This window comes from Pedobacter sp. Bi27 (genome assembly GCF_918698255.1).
In the GTDB taxonomy this organism is placed as follows: domain Bacteria; phylum Bacteroidota; class Bacteroidia; order Sphingobacteriales; family Sphingobacteriaceae; genus Pedobacter.
The window spans coordinates 994148-1010735 of sequence record NZ_CAKKMW010000001.1 but is presented as its reverse complement, the minus strand read 5'-3'; the positions used below and the strand labels follow the sequence as shown (position 1 = coordinate 1010735).

Genomic DNA, 16588 nt, shown 5'->3' with positions numbered 1-16588 from the left:
TTTGCAATATATTGCATTAGTATGGTAAAAGAAGAGCGTCTACAGATCATTATAAATACCCTGGAAAAAGACACCAAGGTACGGTTGAACGAATTGAGCACATTATTAAATGTATCAGAAGATACAGTACGCCGTGATATTAAGGAGCTCGACATGCAAGGGCTGCTTAGGGCGGTTAGGGGTGGCGCAATTTCTCATTCGCCCATTCCGCAACATTACCGGGATAGGGAAAAGTACAACCAGCAGCACAAACAGGTTATTGCAAACAAAGCCTTAGCGTTTTTGAAAGATGGTCAGGTGGCATTTTTCGATGGTGGTACCTCGGTAGTAGCGCTGGCTGCCGCATTGCCTAAAGATTTAAAAATAACCATTATTACCAATAGCTTTCCTGTTGCCAATATTTTGGAAGACCACCCCAATGCGGAAGTGATATTTGCCGGCGGAAGATTGCATAAAACGGCATTTACCACCATGGGACAAGAAACTATCGATACCTTTAGAAAGGTTAGGGCTGATGTTTGTATGCTTGGTATCTGTAGTTTGCACAATAGCATGGGTATTACCTCCATTATATATGAAGATGCCCAGCTGAACAACGTCATGATTAACCAGGCGCAAAAAACCATTGCGCTATCCGCACTCGAGAAAATAAATACTGTAGAGCCTTACTATGTTTGCCCGGTTACCGATGTAGATGTAATCATTACCGAAACCGATCCCAGTAATACGATCCTAGAGCCTTATAGGCATTTGGGAATTGAGGTGATTTAAATCTCTTATATTCATCAATATCAAATAAATCACTTAATTTGTGTCATCTAAATTTAACCCTCACTAATGATAGACTCTGTTTTGCCGCGCTATATTTTGCAAGAACAAATGTTTATTTATGCTTGCTGGAGTATCGTAATTTTCTTCTTTAGGAAAACTGAATTTATCAGCATACTTGATATTTCCATTATTTGGCTGATCAGAATTGTTGGTATTGTATTTTTTTTTGCAATTCCCGGTAATTTTCTGTGCTGATTGGTTAAGTGGAGATCATGTTCAGTATGCATTTATAAACCGCTTTACTGGGCCATATTGGTTTCCGGCAGTATTTCCGTTATTTGTGTATTTATTTTCTACGCAAAGCCTTTGGTTCATCTATTTCCAGAAGGCAAGATATTGGCGTTTAATTTTTGGGTTGTTGATATTAGCCTCAACATTTACTAATGATATAATACTGTGGATTAGCGGCTTTCAAAGAGATTCTTTTGCTTCTTCTTGGAGAATAGCTTATCAATTGTCTTTTCTGCATATTGAGTCTTTTGTCGTATTTGCTTTTATAACTGGATTTGGCTATTTGATGCTTAGAGAAAAGAATAATTAAATTGTTATACCCAACGGGATGATAAATATTTTTTATGAAAATACAGATCATAAGTGATTTACATCAGGAATTTGGTGTTTCTGAATTATCTTTCGGAAATGCTGATCTGGTTATTCTGGCAGGCGACATCAATTTAGGTACAAAAGGTATAGAATGGATTAAAGAAAATATTCCAGACAAACCTGTAATTTATGTTTTAGGCAACCACGAATATTATAAAGGAACCTATCCCAACACACTCAATAAAATAATCGAAGCATCGAGAGGTTCGAATGTGGACGTGCTGGAGAATGATACCATTGAACTCGAAGGCATAAGGTTTTATGGGGCGACTTTATGGACAGATTTTTCGCTATTCGGAAATCCCGTAGAATATGGTATAATTTGTCAGAGCAAAATGAATGATTACCGGATGATTAGAAGGGATCCGTCGTACTCAAAATTAAGGACAATAGACACTTATAAAATCCATCAGATTTCCAAAAAATGGTTGCAGAAAAGCCTTGAAGAATCAAAGGCATATAAAAACGTTGTGATTACCCATCATGCGCCAAGTATAAGATCTGTACCAAAGGAGTATAGAAAGGATCCGGTTGCTTCGGCCTATGCATCAGATCTTGAAGATGTCATCAACAAATATAAACCTGCTTATTGGATTCATGGTCATATTCATACTCCGGTAAGGTACAATGTTGACGAAACTGAGATTATTTGTAATCCCTATGGATATATTAGTGAAAAATATAACGGTTATCAAAAAGAACTGATAATTGAAATTTAAAAGACTTTCCGGTATTGGTATGCTGCTTGACCAAATATCGGAATATAAATAAGGTTTTTGCGCTCAAAGAATTTTTAATGCTTTGTATTACAAATACCCCTCAAATAAGAAAAGAGACAATCTATCCAGACTTGTCTCTTTTTTCTAACCAAATATAAACCTGTTATGAGCCAGGCTTTGTCTTTAATCTTCTATCTAAACCGGGGTTTTTCAAGAAAATGATTTATCTTTTTTAATGGTGATAAACATCGTTCCGTTTATTACTCTACAAATATAGTAAAAAAATTGATAGTGTAAAAAATACACTAAGAAAAATTTAAGTATTTTTTTTGTCATTTTTTATTTACCGACCTTTTTGTAAGAGATTTTGGTGTTTAAAACGACTGTGTTGTAAATATAGCAGAAAAATATGTTAACTAATTGTTAAATATTGTCAATTTATGGTACGATTTAGTCAAACGTTTGTTTAATTGCTGGTTAAAAGTGGATTTTTCGAAATTTATTGGTGATTTTTTAGTTTTTACGAGTAGTTAAGTGAATTTTTGATGTATAAATTGAATAAAAACAATTTTAGATGTGGTTTTAAAATTGGATTTTATAGGTGAAAATTGTGTTTAAAACAAAAAGGCAACATTAAATGAATAATGTTGCCTTTTATATAGCCTTGAAAAGTGCTTTAAGCGCTTTTTTGTTACAAACTTGCGTAATATTCTACAAATTTAGCTAGTGCAGAAGAATATCCCCATTCGTTATCGTACCAAGATACCACTTTAACGAAATTATCATTTAATGAGATACCTGCTTTTGCATCAAAAATAGATGCATGGTCGTCACCAATAAAGTCAGAAGAAACAACTTCGTCTTCAGTATAAGCCAACACACCTTTTAATTCACCTTCAGAAGCTGCTTTCATAGCTGCTTTAATTTGCTCATAAGTAGCTGGTTTTTCTAAACGTGCAGTTAAATCTACAACAGAAACGTCAGCAACAGGAACGCGGAAAGACATACCGGTTAATTTACCTTTTAATTCAGGTAAAACCATACCTACTGCTTTAGCAGCACCAGTAGAAGAAGGGATAATGTTAGAGAAACCACCGCGGCCACCTCTCCAATCTTTGGCCGAAGGACCATCAACTGTTTTTTGAGTTGCAGTTACAGCATGGATTGTGCTCATTAAACCTTCAACAATGCCGAAGTTATCGTTTAAAACTTTAGCAATTGGCGCTAAACAGTTTGTGGTACAAGATGCATTAGAAACAATAGTTTGATCTGCAGTTAATTTATGGTGGTTAACGCCCATTACATAAGTAGGGATATCGCCATCTTTGGCAGGAGCAGAGAAAACTACTTTTTTAGCACCTGCAGCGATGTGTTTCTCAGCATCGGCACGGGTTAAGAATAAACCTGTAGATTCAATTACTACTTCAACACCTACAGCATCCCATTTTAAATCAGCTGGATTTCTTTCTGCAGTTACGCGGATTGTTTTGCCATTAACCACTAAATTACCATCAACAACTTCAATAGTCCCATCAAATTTGCCATGTGTAGTATCATATTTTAACATGTATGCCATATAATCTGGCTCGATCAAATCGTTAATCGCTACAATATCCAATCCTCTTTTTAATGCGGCTCTGAAAACCAGTCGGCCAATACGGCCAAAGCCGTTTATTCCAATTTTGCTCATTGTTCTGTTAATTAATGTAATGTTTTAATAAATTTTGTATTGGTTCTTTAATAATGCTTTTAATTTTTATGTCGTATCTGCCCGCTACCAACCTTAACCGGTCTTCGAGCTCGGCACCTACCTTACCTACAATATGTATCTCCCGGTCGTTGTATTTTTCTGCCATCGGCAAAACATAAGTTTCGATATATTTTTCAAATCCTCCATCAATCAGCTTACGGATATATTCGTGTTTGCTGTTTTGGGTAAAGAAATCGAAAAATGAGGTTAAAAATATATTTGCCTGTGGCTTATTGTAAATGCGTTCTAATATTTGAGGGCGGTCTAGATTGTAGGTTAATGTGAATTTAGTTTCAATGTCTTTTGGCATTTTAAGGCTCAAAAATTCCCTTAGGAGTATTTTTCCAAAGTAATTTGAAGAACCTTCGTCGCCTAAGATATAACCCAAACCAAAGTTATTGTTTATTGGCTTTTTTCCATCAAAGTAAGCGCAATGTGCACCACTGCCCAGCATGCCAACAATCCCTGGCTGATCATAGCAGGCGGCTTTGGCGGCACCGAATAAATCATTCTCCACAACAATTTTGCTGTATTTGAAAAATGATGCAAGGGTTTTTGCCAATTCCTCTTTTCTATCGGCTGATGATGCGCCGGCTGCAAAAAAATAAATTTTCTTTATGTTTTCTGCATTGTTAACCAAAGCAACTTTTTTGTTTAAAATCTGTAAGATCGTTTTGGGATCAACAAAGCAAGGGTTTAAGCCAGTAGTATTGCAATGTGCCACTACCTGTCCATTTTGTGTTATTTTCCAAAATGCTGTTTTCGATCCGCTATAAACAACTGCTATCATATTATATTGAAAGTACCTCTGTCATTTCCATTAAATCGGGCTCGAGTTTAAAAGAATGAGCGGTTAAAGCCTCTCTTATGCTGGTTAATTTTATTTCGTTTCCCTTTAAGCCTACCATTTGCTCCGTTTCGCCTGCAATTAACGCATTTACCGCGGCAAAACCTAAACGACTGCCCAAAATTCTGTCGAAACTGCTTGGGCTGCCACCACGTTGAAGGTGGCCAAGTATGGTTACTTTGGTATCGTAATGATCAAAAGTTTCTTTTACCTTTTTAGCAATATCGTAAGCGCCACCCTGTTTATGACCTTCAGCCACGATAACAATACTCGATGATTTTTTTGTAGCTGCGCCTAAGGCCAGTTTATTAATCAATTCGTTAACGCTGGTTTCCCTTTCAGGCAACAAAACAGCTTCGGCACCACTTGCAATCGAACTTCTTAATGCGATACACCCCGAATCGCGGCCCATTACTTCTATAAAGAACAAACGGTCATGCGCATCGGCAGTATCCCTGATTTTATCAATCGCTTCAATTACTGTATTAATAGCAGTATCGTAACCCAGGGTAAAATCAGATCCAACTAAGTCGTTATCAATTGTACCTGGTATACCGATTACCTTAACTCCAAAAGTTTCAGAAAAACGTTTCGCTCCGGTGAATGTTCCGTCGCCACCGATTACCACTAATCCGTCAATGCCGTTTTTCTTTAAGTTATTGTAGGCAATCTGTTGACCTTCGTCTGTTTTGAACTCTAAACAGCGTGCAGTTTTTAATATGGTACCGCCCAAGTGTAAAATATTACTTACAGAACGGGCGTCCATTGGTTTTATGTTGTCGGTAATTAAACCCTGGTAACCTTGCATTACACCAAACATGTTAATGCCATGGTAAATTCCGGTACGTACAACAGCTCTGATTGCAGCATTCATTCCTGGGGCATCGCCTCCAGAAGTTAATACAGCTATATTTTTTATATTTGGCTCCATCTTTATAACACGAATATAGTGTGTATTTTTTACACTAAGTAATTTATTTTATTTTTTTTACTTAATATTGAAAGTCATACCTTTATCTGCTTAAAATAACTAAATTTTACTTTGGAACAAATTTTACCTCATTTAGATTCTGTATTCTCGATAGATTGCGTTTTGTTTGGATTTGATGGTAAGGAATTAAAAATCCTACTGATCGAAAGGAATGAAGAACCGTTTAAAGATTGGTGGGCACTGCCCGGTAACATTGTTGGTCCTGATGAGAGTTTAGATCAATCAGCCTCCCGCATTTTGTACGAACTTACCGGTTTGCGCGGTATTTATATGGAGCAGTATTATGCTTTTGGCGATCCGCACAGGCACCCGCAAGGAAGGGTAATTACTTTGGCTTATTATGCTTTGATCCGTTTGGGCGGAGATAAAGAGCTACGCCCGATCAGTACTTATGCCAAACGGGCCAATTGGTTGCCCATTACCGATCTGCCTAAACTGGCTTTCGATCACCAGAAAATTTACGATAAAGGATTAGAAAAAATAAAACGCCGGATTAAACACCAGCCAATTGCTTTCGAACTCTTGCCAGAGAAATTTACCTTAACACAGTTGCAGCATGTTTATGAACTGGTTTTGGGTAAAAAACTCGATAAAAGGAACTTTAGAAAAAAGATTGTGAGTTTTGGTGTACTAAAAGAGCTTGACGAAAAACAGAAAGGTGTTTCTTATCGCGCGGCTACTTTGTACCGTTTTGATAAGCGTAAGTATGCGAAGCTTTTTGGTAAGGAGATTTCGTTCTAGCGGAACGCGTTAGGCGAGGAGCGGAGAGTTGAAAGAAAATAGAAAATAATTAAACCTGGTATATAAATAAAATCCCCGATCTGAAATTCAGATCGGGGATTTTTGTATAGTTGTAGTTTGACTCTGGACTAAGGACTCCAGACTTAGGACTGTGGACTAAGCCTTCGGCGCTAACTCGAGGTGATAATGTACCAGATCATCTATAGGTGAGCGGATAATCTTGCCCACGCCCATTTCGTAACGGTCGGCTACTATACTTAAAATATCACGGAAACTATAACCTACAGAACCCACACAGTTTAATTTGTGATCTTTGTAGTTAGGATAGTGGATTACCAAAGCTTCGAAAAATGCAGTAAAAGCATAGTCAATGGTAGCAAAGGCATAATCTTCGTAGTTATCTTTAAAATCGTATAAGAATTTACTAAAGCTTGCACAGAAACGGTTTGGCAGTGGCTTATTATAAATATTATCGAAAATATCTTCGTTGGTTAAAGCGTAGTTGTCATAAAAAGCTTCACGTAGCCCTTTCGGCATGTAACCTTTCATGTAATCGCTTAAAATGCGTTTACCGATGTACGAACCGCTACCTTCATCACCCAGGAAATACCCCAATGAATCGATGTTCATGGTAATTTCAGATCCATCATAAAGACATGAATTTGTACCCGTGCCTAAAATAGCAGCAAATCCTGGCTCGTTTCCAAGGAGTGCTCTAGATGAAGCAAGTAAATCATGGCCCACAAAAATGGTTGCATTGGTGAAGATCTGTTGCATGGCATCGGCCACAATCTTAACATTTGCAGGTGTAGAACAGCCGGCACCGTAGTAATAAACTGCTGTTAATTTCTCTCTTTCCAAGTGGTCTGGAAGAGACTCATTCAAAGACTTTACAATGTACTCTCCTTTTGAAAAATATGGATTGTAACCTTCGGTGTTAAAGTAAATTTTTCTGCCGGCCTCGTTAATCAAACACCAATTTGTTTTGGTAGATCCGCCGTCTGCAATTACTATCATTTTATTTATTTTTGGTTTTAGCACGATAAAAGTATAAAAAGTCTTATATTTTGTATCCTTTTTTTTAATAATTTTTTAACAATTTGTTGTTGTCGAAAATTAAGTGTGTAAAAAATACACTATATAGGGCGTTTAATCGCCGAAAAACCTTAAAATTATACCAGAAAGGGCATTGGTCTTTTTTTTAACCTCAACAATATTTTACAACCAGATAGCGAAATGAACAACAGATTTTTAGATTTCAGGAGTGATACGGTAACCAAACCTTCTGCCGGAATGTTAGATGCCATGATGAATGCAAAAGTGGGCGACGACGTTTTTGGTGAGGACGAAACGGTCCATGCGCTGGAGACAAAACTGGCTTCGACCTTTAATATGGAAGCCGGATTATTTTGCCCGTCAGGAACGATGACCAACCAGATTGCGATCAAGTGTTTTACCCAGCCCATGGATGAGGTGATCTGCGATCAGACCGCACATGTTTACCGCTACGAAATTGGAGGCATTGCCTATCACTCGGGCGCATCGGTAAGGTTGTTGCATGGCGAACGCGGAATTCTGACTCCAGAACTGATTGAACCCGAAATCAATGAAGATAATATCCACTATCCCAACTCAAGTTTGGTTGTTTTAGAAAATACAGTAAATAAAGGCGGCGGGAGCTGTTATACCTTATCGCAGATTGCTCCGATCCATCACCTCTGTAATATAAAAGGATTAAAACTGCATTTAGACGGTGCGCGTATTTTTAATGCACTTGTGGCTACAGGCGATGAGGCGGGCGAGTACGGGAAATATTTTGATGGGATTTCGGTCTGCCTATCTAAAGGACTTGGTGCACCAGTTGGTTCTGTACTATTGGGCAGCAAGCAAATGATTCACAAAGCCCGGAAAATTAGAAAAGCTTTCGGTGGAGGCATGCGCCAGGCAGGTTTTTTGGCTGCTGCTGGGATTTATGCGCTCGATCATCACGTAACACGCTTAAAAGACGATCATGCCCATGCGCAGGCTTTGGCAAATGCACTGGCCATGGCTAAATATGTAAAATCGGTAATGCCCGTTGAGACCAATATTGTTATTTTTGAAGTAGAAAAGGGGGCAGCAGAGAAAATTGTACACCAATTGAAAGAAAAAGGACTGCATTGCAATACCACCAGTGCAAGTACGATAAGGTTGGTTACCCATTTAGACCTTACTCCTGTAATGATTGATCAAGCTATTGAAATAATTTTGCACCTTTAAGGGGAAACTCATATTTTACCTCTATAATAAAATATCAAAAACAATATATGAAAACAATAAAGTTTTTAGGGATATTTTTGTTGGTTGCATTTTCAGCGAAGATTAACGCTCAAGAAGTTATTCAAACAAATTTTTTAGATCAAAGTGCAAAATATGATTTTTCGAAAATATGGGTCAGGGATAGCATTTCCGACCTATATGTAGAGAATGAAAATGAAAATAAAAAAATTAAAACTCCAGAACCTATCGGCTTTATTGGAGATAATTACCAGAGATTTTATATTCATTGGATTTCTGTTGTAAAGGATATGGAAAATCCAAATGAATATTTTGCTTATGGAAAAACCAGGGTAAAAAATAATTTATGTGCCTTTCAGGGAAAAATTAAGATTACCAGTGCACAGTTCGGAAAAGAAAGCGATAATCCAAAATTTAAAGGGGGCAGTATTGTTGTTGATATTGTGTTTTTTGAAGATCAGAATTTAATTTCTTCAGGCACGATAAAGGGGAAAATGAAAACAGATTTTGTTCTAGATATAAAAGGAAATATGTTTTATGATTCTGTAAATTTTGTTGCAGATGGTTTTTCAAATAATACATTTGAAGGAATCTGGACAAGTTATAAAACTAAAGTTACTAAAAAATGTAACTGGGGGGATTTTAGAATCCCAAGCTGTGGCGATCTTGATATAGGTGCAGGTGAATTTAGTGTAAATGATAAATATCTTAAGAGTGGTTGGGAAACTTATAGATTAGCTTATGGTGGTAGCAATAATTCTGACTCGTACAAAATAGCCAATAGAAAAGAATCTGAAAAGTGGTGGAAATAAAATAATATGTCTAACAACTCCAAACCCCTAATCCCAATCTCCAAACTACTTATCGCGAACCGTGGCGAAATCGCTTTGCGCATTATGCGCTCTGCGAAGGAAATGGGCATTAAAACAGTAGCTGTTTTTTCAGAAGCAGACCGTAATGCACTGCATGTACGTTATGCCGATGAAGCTGTTTGCATCGGGCCGGCTCCATCTAATCAAAGTTACCTGGTGGGTGAGAAGATTATCGAAGCCTGTAAATTAACTGGTGCAGAGGCCATTCACCCAGGTTATGGTTTTTTGTCTGAAAATGCAGGTTTTGCGCAAAAAGTTGCCGATGCCGGACTTATCCTGGTTGGTCCTTCACCGCAGGCCATGGAAACTATGGGTAACAAATTATCGGCAAAGGCAGCCGCTTTAAAATATAAGATCCCGATGGTGCCGGGAACGGAAGAAGCCATACAGGATGTAAGTGAGGCAAAACAACGCGCTATCGAAGTTGGTTTTCCGATTTTGATCAAAGCTGCTGCAGGCGGCGGGGGCAAGGGTATGCGTATTGTAGAGCGGGCTGAAGATTTTGAAGAACAGATGCAGCTTGCGGTAAGTGAGGCTACCTCGGCATTTGGCGATGGAGCCGTTTTTATTGAACGTTATGTTACCTCGCCAAGACACATCGAAATACAGGTTTTGGGCGATACCCATGGCAATATTGTTCATCTTTTTGAGCGTGAATGCTCTGTACAGCGCCGTCACCAGAAAGTAGTAGAAGAAGCGCCTTCATCGGTTTTAACCGAAGAAATCAGGTGGCAAATGGGTAAATGTGCAGTAGATGTAGCCCGTTCGGTAAATTATACAGGCGCAGGTACCGTTGAGTTTATTTTGGATGAGAACCTTGATTTCTTTTTCCTGGAAATGAATACCCGATTGCAGGTAGAACATCCGGTAACCGAATTAATTACAGGTATAGATCTGGTAAAAGAACAGCTAAAAATAGCCTCAGGCGAAACACTTAGTTTTAAACAAGAGGACTTAAAAATCAGCGGGCATGCTATAGAACTTCGCGTTTATGCTGAAGACCCAACAAATAATTTCCTGCCTGATATTGGCACTTTGCAGACTTACAGCACGCCTAAAGGCAATGGGGTAAGGGTTGATGATGGCTTTGAGCAGGGAATGGAAATCCCGATTTATTATGATCCGATGATTGCCAAACTGATCACTTATGGGAAAGATAGGGAAGAAGCGATTGAACGGATGGTGAGAGCAATTGAAGAATATGATATTACAGGGATAGAAACTACTTTGGGTTTTGGTAAATTTGTGATGCAGCACGAGGCTTTTAAAACAGGTAATTTCGATACGCATTTTGTAGGGAAATACTTTAAGCCAGAAAGCTTAAAGGTACAGGATGAAACAGAAGCCTTAATTGCTGCGGTAATTGCTGCAAAACTGTTTGATAAAAAGGAAGTGAAGTTGGGTGGTGCGGCAGTTAAAAATAGCTCTGATTGGAGAAAAAATAGATTGAAATATTAATAGTTTGCGTGATAATCATCGCGATAGGTCGTCATTTCGAGCGGAGTGTAGCGAAGCCGAGAACCACATAGTGCTCAGCGAAGCTAAATCTATTTAGATAGATCTCTCCATTTCACTGCGTTTCAGTCGAGATGACGCTCGTTTTACTAAAAACTGTCAATGGGAGCGAATGGAACGCAATAAGATGACGCCTCTTATGCAGGAATGATGCCCCAACATAAACAAATAAAAAATGTTCACAGGAATTATAGAAACACTTGGCGAAGTTACTGCCATTAAAAACGACCATACCAATATCCACTTTACCATAGCTTCTGCAATTAGCCATGAGCTGAAAATCGACCAAAGTGTAGCCCATAATGGGGTGTGCCTTACGGTGGTGGCCTTAAATGATGGAACACATACCGTTACCGCTATAGATGAAACGCTAAACAAAACCAATCTCGATGGTTTAAAAGTAGGCAGTAAAGTTAACCTCGAGCGCTGCATGCAGATGAATGCCCGTTTAGATGGTCATATTGTGCAGGGCCATGTAGACCAGACTGCTGTTTGCGTGAAACGTGAAGCGCTGGACGGTAGCTGGGAGTACCGCTTTAAATATGATGCTTCAGCCGGAAATGTAACCGTAGAAAAAGGTTCTGCCTGTGTAAATGGTATCAGCTTAACTGTTGTAAATTCTGAGCCAGACGAGTTTTCGGTATTTATCATTCCCTATACCTTCGAACATACTAATTTACAGGAAGTTGAAGTTGGCGATACGGTAAATTTAGAATTCGATATCATCGGCAAATATGTTGCCCGGTTGATGAATCGATAAACCATATTTTTGTTGCTCGCTTGTTGTTTTTTTGTTTGATAAGTGATGCTTTATTAAATTATTGTCGTTGTGCTAACGCTTAATTTTTCATAACAGTACAGGATGGTTGGTTAAATAATATTTCTGATTATCGTACAGTTAAGATTAAAAAATTAACGCTAACCAATATGAACAGGAATTCCCGTACCTCAGGCGCAATAACTGCCCTTGCCTTATTGCTTTTATTTACAACGAATGTTTTAGCACAGAAAATTTCGGTAAAAGATTTAACCGTTGAGCATTTAGTAAATCCTTTTAGTATTGATAATCCAAAACCAAGATTTAGCTGGAAAATCATTTCGGATCTAAAAAATACTAAACAGCGCAATTACGAAATCAGACTGGGTACAACAGCAAATATTGATAAAGTTTTATGGAAGACTGCGGCAAATAATGATCAATCGGTATTGATTGCCTATGATGGCCCCGGATTATCCTCAAAAACCAGATATTACTGGCAGGTTAGGGTAAAAGATAACCACGGAAATGCATCTGCATGGTCGCCGGTTCAGTTTTTTCAAACAGGTTTAAAACCTGAAGACTGGAGTGCAAAGTGGATTTCGGTAGCAGGAAAAGATACTTCGCTGGCCAGTCCACTTTTCAGAAAAGAATTTAACCTGAAAAAAGAAGTAAAATCTGCCATGGCTTACATTACTGCCAAGGGTTTGTATGAGGCCAATATTAACGGCGGGCGAGTTAGCGATACTTATTTTGCACCAGGGTGGACAAGTTATAAAGACCATATTCAATATCAGGTTTACGATGTTAAACAATCGCTAAAGAAAGGGGCCAATGTAATTGGCGTTTCACTGGGCGATGGCTGGTACAAAGGGCGCATTGGCTTTAGTAATCAAAAACAATTTTATGGCGATACCAGGGCTTTATTGCTGCAACTGGAAGTGGAATATACTGATGGAACCACAGAGACTATTATAAGCGATAACAGTTGGAGAGCAGGTTATGGGCCAATACTGGCCTCCAATATTTATGACGGAGAAACCTACGATGCCCGTTTAGAGCGCCAAGGCTGGAATAATATTGGTTTTAAAGAAAACACTTCCTGGAAACCTGTGCAGGAACTCGCCTATGGTCCGGAAAGACTGGTTGGAATGAGCGGACCGCAGGTGACCAAACATGAAACGTTTAAGGCCTTAAAAATATTTAAGACCCCAAAAGGTGAAACCGTGGTTGATTTTGGACAGAACTTAGTGGGCTGGGTAATGTTAAAAGCAAAAGGTGCAGCAGGTACCAAAATTACCATTAGCCATGCTGAGGTATTAACCAAAGAAGGAAATTTTTATACCACAAATCTCCGGTCGGCCAAGCAACAGAACAATTATATTTTAAAAGGCGGAACCGAACAGGTATTTGAACCTCATTTTTCTTTTCAGGGATTTAGGTATGTCAAAATAGATGGATACCCCGGCGAACTGAAACTGGAAAACCTTACCGCTGTAGCTGTTTATTCAGATATGAAAACCAGCGGAAAATTCACCACTTCAAATCCTTTGCTAAACCAATTGCAGCATAACATTTCATGGGGACAGAAAGGGAATTTTGTTGATGTGCCTACAGATTGTCCGCAAAGGGACGAACGTTTGGGCTGGACAGGCGATGCACAGGCATTTGCCACAACGGCTGCATATAACATGGATGTATCGGGCTTTTTTACCAAATGGCTAAAAGATGTTTCTGCAGATCAGCTTCCTAATGGCAGTGTTCCTTTTGTAGTGCCAAATGTGCTGAACCAAAATGACGCAGGTTCTGCAGGTTGGGCCGATGTCGCCACTATCATCCCCTGGGATATGTATGTATCTTATGGAGACAAAGGCATACTGGAAACGCAGTATGGCAGTATGAAAAAATGGGTTGATTATATTTCATCCGTAGCAAAGAACAATCTTTGGAACACTGGTTTCCACTTTGGCGATTGGTTGTTTTACCGTCCTAATGATGATAATGATGGCCGTGCTGCGGTGACAGACAAATACATGATTGCCCAAACATTTTATGCGCATTCCACGCAGTTGCTTATAAATGCAGCAAAGGTATTGGGCAAAACAGAGGATGTAACTAAATATACTGCACTATTGGAGCAGATTAAAACGGCTTATATCAAAGAAAATATGACACCAAATGGAAAGCTGATCTCTAACACCCAAACGGCATATGTTTTGGCCTTACAGTTTGATATGTTGCCTGAAAACTTACGTGCACAGGCTGCACAAAGATTGGTAGATAATGTAAAAGATTACGGAAACCATTTGACGACAGGTTTTTTGGGCACGCCATACCTTTGCCACGTATTAAGCCGCTTTGGACACGAAGATGTAGCTTACGATCTGTTACTTCAAGAAAGTTACCCTTCGTGGTTATATCCGGTTAAAATGGGGGCAACCACCATCTGGGAGCGTTGGGACGGTATTAAACAAGATGGATCTTTCCAAACGGCTGATATGAATTCTTTTAACCATTATGCCTACGGAGCTATTGGCGATTGGATGTATAAAAATATTGCCGGCATTAATCCGGTATCAGCACAACCAGGTTACAAAGCTATTTTAATTACGCCGAGGCCTGGCGGGAAATTAACCAGCGCGTCAGCAGAGCTGGAGACGGTGTACGGCACTGTTAAATCAGCGTGGACGATGGCAGATGGTGTTTTTAAACTCGATGTAACTGTTCCTGCCAATGCAACCGCAACGGTAGTATTGCCGAAAATCGATAAAAAAGAAGAAATAGGCTCTGGTAGCTATCATTTTGAATATAAATATTAATCGCTTATAATTGCAGCTTCGTTAAAAGAGATTATATCACTATTTTAAATTTTCGAAGGGTCGTCATTCCCAACTTGATTGGGAATCTTAATGCAATTAGCTTTAAGATTCCCGCCTGCGCGGGAATGACGGTTTAGTCGAATATGATAAAGTCTCTATTAGATGCAGTAAAATAAATGTACAGTAAAGAAGAAGCAGCCCGCCTGCGCCAACAGTTTTGGATCAGTTTCGGGCAATATATGAAACCCGTCCCTTCAGCAAGCGGTTCTACCGTAAACTGGACAAATTACAAAACGGGTGTGAAGAATATCTTCTTTAAAATGGATGTTGATGGTAAAAAAGCCTTTATCAGCATTCAGCTGTCGCATCCCGATACCGATATCAGGCATCTCATTTTCGAACAGTTTGAAGAGTTTAAGCTCTTGTTTACCAATACCCTAAACGAAGAATGGGATTGGACTAAAGATGCAACCGATGATTTCGGTAAAACGGTATCACAGATTTCGATCAGCATTACTGGAGTGAGTATCTTTAATCAACAGCACTGGCCTACGTTAATCTCCTTTTTTAAACCGAGAATAATTGCCTTAGATGAATTTTGGGATAATGTAAAACCTGTTTTCGAGGATCTGGTTTAATCAGTAAGGTTTAGCTGTGCAATTCTATCCCTTGAAAATTTAATTTCTTCTTTATCATCGGTTAAGCTGGGCTTGCTTTTTAAATAAAGGTTATAATATTTAAGCGCATTTTTTTCCTGCTTTAAACGGGTATCGTAAAATACGGCCAAACGATAATATAAGGTGGCTGTTGCTTTGAATTGCAAACCTTTTTTATAGGCTGCGCTTGCCAAAGCCAATTGATTATTTTCTTCATAAACCAGTCCCAATAAGGAATAATAACTGGAAGTATTGGGCGAAATGGCCTCATCGATGGTTTTTCTCGTATATATAGCCGCCTGCGGATAATTTTTTAAAGCGCGGTAACTGAGTGATGTATAGTATAGTGTAGCCTCATTTTGCATCGCTGCTACTTCCAATTGTTTAAAAAGATCAATTGCCTTTTGGTACTTCTTTGTATAGTAATAAGCTTTTGCAACATCTTTTATCACCCCCGCATCAGCACCATCTTTCAACAGTTTCTCTCCCGATGCAATCACTTCGCTGTACTTTTTAAGCTGGTTGGCAATAGGAAGTTTAGCCCTTTGCAGCACCAGGTTATCACTATCGCCCTTAATGGCAATATTAAGTACATCATAAGCTTTTTCATATTGTTGATAAGCAGCATGCACCTCAGCCAGATCGGTAGCAACATCGCCCTCTATCGGATTGATCAGATTAGCCTTCATGAGGTAAATGAGTTTAAGTGAATCATCCTTTGGAGAACAATACAAATTAGCCAGCAGTTTATACACATTAAAATTATTGCTATCTATTTTTGCAATTTCACCATAGTAGAGCTTGGCTTTTTCAGTATTCCCCCTTTTGGTATTGATACTGCCGAGACTGAAAAGAATAGGCAGGTTTTGTGGCTGCAGCGTATAAGCTTTGGTGTAAAATTTTTCTGCGTCAACATTGTTACCAGCCATTAAAAAACAATAACCAATCTGGCTGAGGGTTTTGAAATCGTTCACTTCTTCTCCATAAATGCCTTTGAGGTATTGAGCAGCATCGGCATAACGCTGGGTCTGATAGAAATCGAAAAGTTTCTCCTTATCTACAACGCTGGCATTTTGTGCGTAACCGGCTAAACCTAAACCAAATAAGACCAATAGAATAAGGAGATTTTTCATAACGGATAATTTTAAACTAATTTATTAGTTGTTTTCGGTATTTCCAAATCTGTTTTGTTAAAAGATTGGCGAAATAA

The 16588-nt window shown here is 38.7% G+C and carries 14 protein-coding genes; 9 read left to right on the top strand and 5 right to left on the bottom strand.

From position 1 onward, the window contains the following. Positions 1 to 21 precede the first annotated feature (21 nt). Both LQ227_RS04020 and LQ227_RS04015 read left to right on the top strand, forming a co-directional pair. Positions 22 to 771 carry a DeoR/GlpR family DNA-binding transcription regulator gene (locus LQ227_RS04020; RefSeq protein WP_230148313.1) on the top strand — a complete coding sequence of 250 codons (750 nt, stop codon included), beginning with the start codon at positions 22 to 24 and terminating at the stop codon, positions 769 to 771. 635 nt (positions 772 to 1406) lie between these two features. Beyond that, positions 1407 to 2153 (top strand): metallophosphoesterase, encoded by a 747-nt coding sequence (locus LQ227_RS04015; protein ID WP_230148311.1) that lies wholly within the window; start codon positions 1407 to 1409, stop codon positions 2151 to 2153. 691 nt (positions 2154 to 2844) lie between these two features. Here the strand turns inward: LQ227_RS04015 and gap are convergent. Genes gap through pfkA form a run of 3 tightly spaced genes read right to left on the bottom strand, consistent with a single transcriptional unit; the run spans position 2845 to position 5681 of the window. Beyond that, entirely contained in the window at positions 2845 to 3843 is a 999-nt protein-coding gene (gap, locus tag LQ227_RS04010) for a type I glyceraldehyde-3-phosphate dehydrogenase (RefSeq protein ID WP_029280245.1), read from the bottom strand. Between the two features lie 7 nt (positions 3844 to 3850). After that, a complete protein-coding gene (locus tag LQ227_RS04005; protein WP_230145453.1) occupies positions 3851 to 4693 on the bottom strand; it encodes a hypothetical protein in 843 nt (280 codons plus the stop codon). 1 nt (position 4694) lies between these two features. Next, on the bottom strand, positions 4695 to 5681 hold the full coding sequence (gene pfkA, locus LQ227_RS04000) for a 6-phosphofructokinase (protein ID WP_108200905.1): 987 nt from the start codon (positions 5679 to 5681) through the stop codon (positions 4695 to 4697). A 111-nt stretch (positions 5682 to 5792) separates the two neighbouring features. Here pfkA and LQ227_RS03995 point away from each other — a divergent pair, with 111 nt between their 5' ends. Further along, entirely contained in the window at positions 5793 to 6482 is a 690-nt protein-coding gene (locus LQ227_RS03995; protein ID WP_051692040.1) for an NUDIX domain-containing protein, read from the top strand. Between the two features lie 156 nt (positions 6483 to 6638). On the opposite strand, the gene LQ227_RS03990 is transcribed toward LQ227_RS03995, so the two are convergent. Then, positions 6639 to 7499, bottom strand: coding sequence for an N-acetylglucosamine kinase (locus tag LQ227_RS03990; protein WP_029280252.1), 861 nt, complete (start codon positions 7497 to 7499; stop codon positions 6639 to 6641). Positions 7500 to 7718: 219 nt separating this feature from the next. On the opposite strand from LQ227_RS03990, the gene LQ227_RS03985 reads away from it, so the two are divergent. From LQ227_RS03985 to LQ227_RS03960, 6 genes are all read left to right on the top strand, one after another. Then, a complete protein-coding gene (locus tag LQ227_RS03985) occupies positions 7719 to 8741 on the top strand; it encodes a low specificity L-threonine aldolase (protein WP_230148309.1) in 1023 nt (340 codons plus the stop codon). Positions 8742 to 8788: 47 nt separating this feature from the next. Beyond that, positions 8789 to 9571, top strand: a complete 783-nt coding sequence (locus tag LQ227_RS03980; RefSeq protein WP_230148307.1) for a hypothetical protein — start codon at positions 8789 to 8791, stop codon at positions 9569 to 9571. A gap of 6 nt (positions 9572 to 9577) precedes the next feature. After that, positions 9578 to 11089: an acetyl-CoA carboxylase biotin carboxylase subunit gene (gene accC, locus LQ227_RS03975; protein WP_230148305.1), complete on the top strand. Its 1512-nt coding sequence runs from the start codon at positions 9578 to 9580 to the stop codon at positions 11087 to 11089. Positions 11090 to 11321: 232 nt separating this feature from the next. Continuing rightward, positions 11322 to 11906: a riboflavin synthase gene (locus LQ227_RS03970; RefSeq protein ID WP_029277465.1), complete on the top strand. Its 585-nt coding sequence runs from the start codon at positions 11322 to 11324 to the stop codon at positions 11904 to 11906. A 167-nt stretch (positions 11907 to 12073) separates the two neighbouring features. Continuing rightward, on the top strand, positions 12074 to 14722 hold the full coding sequence (locus tag LQ227_RS03965) for a glycoside hydrolase family 78 protein (RefSeq protein ID WP_230148303.1): 2649 nt from the start codon (positions 12074 to 12076) through the stop codon (positions 14720 to 14722). 176 nt (positions 14723 to 14898) lie between these two features. Then, the gene (locus tag LQ227_RS03960; protein WP_230145447.1) at positions 14899 to 15360 is read left to right on the top strand and encodes a DUF4268 domain-containing protein; all 462 of its coding nucleotides are present in this window, start codon (positions 14899 to 14901) and stop codon (positions 15358 to 15360) included. On the opposite strand, the gene LQ227_RS03955 is transcribed toward LQ227_RS03960, so the two are convergent. Further along, complete coding sequence (locus LQ227_RS03955) at positions 15357 to 16511, bottom strand: hypothetical protein (RefSeq protein ID WP_230145446.1); 1155 nt, start codon at positions 16509 to 16511, stop codon at positions 15357 to 15359. The genes LQ227_RS03960 and LQ227_RS03955 overlap by 4 nt on opposite strands. Positions 16512 to 16588 lie beyond the last annotated feature (77 nt).